Annotated in this window: 3 protein-coding genes; 2 read left to right on the top strand and 1 reads right to left on the bottom strand. The window is 73.9% G+C overall.

Annotated features, from left to right (window positions below):
- Positions 1-100: 100 nt before the first annotated feature.
- On the bottom strand, positions 101-1,417 hold the full coding sequence (locus ACWEJX_RS37555; RefSeq protein ID WP_451611891.1) for an aminotransferase class I/II-fold pyridoxal phosphate-dependent enzyme: 1,317 nt from the start codon (positions 1,415-1,417) through the stop codon (positions 101-103).
- Between the two features lie 48 nt (positions 1,418-1,465).
- On the opposite strand from ACWEJX_RS37555, the gene ACWEJX_RS37550 reads away from it, so the two are divergent.
- Entirely contained in the window at positions 1,466-2,818 is a 1,353-nt protein-coding gene (locus ACWEJX_RS37550; RefSeq protein WP_451611890.1) for an MFS transporter, read from the top strand.
- A gap of 28 nt (positions 2,819-2,846) precedes the next feature.
- Positions 2,847-3,857: hypothetical protein (locus tag ACWEJX_RS37545; RefSeq protein ID WP_451611889.1), on the top strand; the 1,011-nt coding region annotated here is incomplete at its 3' end.

Below are 3,857 nucleotides of genomic sequence, written 5' to 3'. Positions count from 1 at the left end.
AGACCAGAAGCGGGCAAACAACAAACGAATCTTCAGCTGAGCGGACTCCTACGCGGGGTTCTCGTACGCACCCACGCGGGGCCCTTCACCGTGCACCCGGTCAGCCTCCGTACGTCGCCTGCACGTCACCGAGCACCGCCGCGAAGTCCGCCGCGAGCCGCTCGGCCTGCGCGGGCAGCAGGGTCGCCGTCGTGATCCGTACGCCGGTGGGCGTGGCGATCCGGAACCGGGCACCGGCCGCCACCCACCAGCCCTGCGTCCGCAGCCCGTTCACCACGGCCGACTCGTCGCGCACCGGCACCCACACGTTGATCCCGCCGCCCGTCGCGCGGATGCCGTACGAGCCGAGCGCGCCGAGCAGCGTCTCGCGCCGCTCCGTGTAGGCGGCCTCGCCGGTCGCCACGAGTCGGGACACCGCCGGATCGGCCAGCAGTCCGACGACCGTCTCCTGAAGGACGTGGCTGACCCAGCCGGAGGTCATCAGCATCCGCCCGTCGTGCCGGGCGATCGTCACCGGATCACCGGCAACCGCGGCCCACCGCAGGTCGACCCCCAGCCGCTTGGACACGGTCCGCACCTGCGCCCAGCGCTCCAGGCCCGCCGCGCCGAGGGTGGGCGCGGGCGGCGCCTCGATCTCCACGGTGTAGTCGTCCTCGACGACCAGGACCTCGGGGAACTCCCGGAGCAGTGCCGCAAGTTCGTCGCGCCGGGCGGACGAGAAGGACGCCCCGGTCGGGTTCTGGGCGCGCGGGGTGCACACCAGGGCCCGTACCCCGGCCTTCAGCGCGGTGCGGAGGGCCTCGGGAGTGATGCCCTCGCGGTCCACGGCGACCGGCACCATGCGCAGACCCAGGGCCGGTACCAGGTCGAGCAGATGATGGAAGCCGGGGTCCTCGACCGCCACGGCGTCGCCGGGCCGCAGCTCGACGGAGAGCAGTCGGGCGATGCAGTCGAGCGACCCGTAGGCGAACGTGAGGCGCTCCGCCGGCACGCCGTCCCGGGCGAACCAGGCCCGCGCCAGCTCCTCCAGCCGACCGAGCCGCGGCGCTGCGCGGTGCGAGCCGAAGGACGGGCGCACCTCGGCCGGAGGGTGCAGCACCGGCAGGAAGGCCGGGTCCGGATGGCCGCCGGCCAGGTCGACCAGGCCCGCCGGCACCCGCGGCGGGCGCCGCGAGGCCACGGCCGGCGCCTGCGCGACCACCGTGCCGCCCCGGCCGCGCGTGACGACGAGGCCGCGCTGTCGCAGCTCCTTGTACGCCGTCGCCACCGTGCCCGGACTCACGCTTAGCTCGTCGGCGAGCCGTCGTACGGGGGGCAGCGCGTCGCCCGGAGCGAGCTCGCCCTCGGCCACCCCGCGCTCGACGGACGCGGCAATCCCCTTGGCCGTCGCCCCTGTGATCGCATATTGTGTTGCCACGTACTGAACTATGTATCAATACAAAACTCGTTGTCAAGGGGGAACCGAGTGAGCCGTCGTACCGCGTGGCACCGCACCGCTCTCGACCGCATACCCGGAGGCCGTGACGGCCGCCGGATGCTCGTCGTCAGCATCATCGACAAGACCGGCACCGGCCTCTGGGCCGGCTGCACCGCGCTCTACTTCACCTACGTGTCCGGGCTCGGCCTCGGCCAGGTCGGCCTCCTCATGACCGTCGCCGGCGGCGTCGGCGTCGCCGGCGCACCGCTCGCCGGCCGGCTCGCCGACCGCTTCCCCCTCGTCCGGGTCATCGCCGCCGCCCAACTCATGCGCGGCGCCGCCCTCCTCGCCCTCCTCACCACGGACAACTTCCTCCTCCTCACCCTCTACTCCGCCCTCGGCGCCCTGCCCGACCGCGCCGGCAGCGTCCTCATCAAGCTCTACGCCGCCCGGCTCGCCGGCCCGGACCGCGTCCGCTACCAGGCCATCCAGCGCACCACCGTCAACATCGGCTGGTCCCTCGGCGGCCTCGGCGCCGCCGCCGCGCTCGCCACCGGCAGCACCCGCGCCTACGGACTGCTCCTCGTCGGCAACGTCGTCACCTACCTCGTCATCGCCGCCCTCACCGTGCGCTGCGCCGAACCCCCGGCCCCCGCCCGGGTCGTCGCCACCGCGACCGACGGCCGCACCAAGGCCGCCCGACGTGCCAACCCCTGGCGCGACCGCACCTTCCTGGCCTACACCGCCACCGACGCCGCCCTCTTCCTCGACGACACGATCCTCCAGGTCGCCGTCCCGCTCTGGATCGTCCACGCCACCACCGCCCCCGTCGGCCTCGCTCCGCTGCTCCTGGTCCTCAACACCGTCCTCGTCGTCCTCCTCCAGGTGCCGCTCGCCCGCTTCGGCGCCACCACCCGCGCCGCCCGGCGCCTGATCGTCCCGCTCGTCGGCCTCTGGATCGTCGGCACCCTCGCCCTCGCCGCCTCCGCGGCCGGCGGCCGCGCCCTCGCCATCACCGCCCTCGCCGTCGCCGTCGTCGCCCTGACCTTCGCCGAGATCATCCACGCCACCGCGTCCTGGGAACTCTCCGTCGCCCTCGCCCCCGCCGAGGCCCAGGGCTCCTACCTCGGAGTGCACGGCCTCGCCCAGTCCAGCCAGCGCTTCGCCGGACCCCTCCTCGTCACCGGAGTCATGACCGCCGGCGCCCTCGCCTGGCCCGTCCTCGGCCTCGCCCTCGTCGCCACCGGAGCCGCCCAGCACCGGCTGATCCGCGCCCGCGTCGAACGGGCGGACCCCGCGGCTCCGGCGGACCCCGCCGCCCCGGCCGAACCAGCCGCCTCGGCCGCCCCGACCGAACAGTCGTCACTGTCAGTGCCGACGGTTACGGTGAGTGAGCACTGATCGACCGTGCTCACACCCAGGGGGAGAGATGAACCAGCACCACCGCACACCCGGCGCCTCCGGCCAGGCCCGCACCACCCGCACCACCACCCCGACCGCGCTCCGCCGCGCACTGCGCAGGGAGATCGCCGGCACCGTCGCCCTGATCGCCGACGAGGAGGACTTCACCGCCATGCGGCAGTACGAGACCTTCCCCTTCGATGACCACACCCGCTACCTCGCCCACGTCGACGAACTCCTCAAGACCCTCGCTGCCCAGGTCGGCCACACCACCGTCGCCCTCTTCGACCCCGAGGAATACGCCGACTACTGCGCCGACACCGGCCTCGACCCCGACCACCCCGCCAGCCGCAGCCGCTACACCGCTGAACGCGCCGCCGGCGGCCCCCGCGTCACCTACACCGGGCAGTCCCTCGACGCCCTCGTCCCGCTCCTCGTCGACACCGCCGTCCGCCGCGCCACCTGGGAGTACGCCACCATGCTCCTCACCGACGCCGGCACCTGCGCCGACTGCGGACAGGACATCGGCCGCGCCTCCTTCGACCGCGCCTCCCAGCTCCTGCTGTGCCTCCTCGACGCTGCCGGACCCGGCACCCACCACCTCGTCTGCAGCGTCCCCGCCGAGGGCGACCAGCTCATCGCCCTCCTCCACACCACCCGCGACAGCTCCGACCCCGCCCGCCTCGACACCGCCGAAGGCGCCGAGTTCGTCAGCGTGCTCGCCGCCGGCATCGCCCGCTCCACCCCCGGCGGAGTCGTCCTGCGCACCAGCACCCCCGACGCCCCCGACCGCCTCCACGGCTGGCGCCTCCACCAGGGCCGGCTCGTCCCGCTCACCGAGGCCGAGGTCTTCGACGCCTACTGCACCGACGCCCGCACCGGCGAACCCATCAGCCCCGAACCCGACGTCGACTACCGCGCCGGCTTCCCCCTCACCCCCGACGACCCCGGCAGAAACCGGACTTCGTACTCGCGCTTCATGGCCCCCTTCTCCCATCGTGAGGCGAGCGACCACCCGTTCGAGCGATCACAGGCTTGC

The organism is Streptomyces sp. NPDC004788 (assembly GCF_053601115.1).
This window is presented reverse-complemented; position numbering and strand designations above follow the sequence as displayed.